We start from the raw sequence: 276 nt of genomic DNA, 5'->3' as shown, positions 1-276 counted from the left end.
ATTTGACTTAATTAACCACCTACGCGCGCTTTACGCCCAGTAAATCCGATTAACGCTCGCACCCTCTGTATTACCGCGGCTGCTGGCACAGAGTTAGCCGGTGCTTATTCTGCGAGTAACGTCCACTTATCCCAGGTATTAACCAGGTAAGCCTCCTCCTCGCTTAAAGTGCTTTACAACCAAAAGGCCTTCTTCACACACGCGGCATGGCTGGATCAGGGTTCCCCCCATTGTCCAATATTCCCCACTGCTGCCTCCCGTAGGAGTCTGGGCCGT

General features: G+C 52.9%; 1 rRNA gene. It reads right to left on the bottom strand.

From position 1 onward, the window contains the following. A 16S ribosomal RNA gene (locus tag ACEO2X_RS14420) occupies positions 1 to 276 on the bottom strand; the annotation flags it as partial.

This window comes from Acinetobacter sp. AL9 (assembly GCF_041464035.1).
Lineage (GTDB): Bacteria > Pseudomonadota > Gammaproteobacteria > Pseudomonadales > Moraxellaceae > Acinetobacter > Acinetobacter towneri.
The sequence above is the reverse complement of the archived record's forward strand: the minus strand, read 5'-3'. Positions and strand labels throughout refer to the sequence as shown.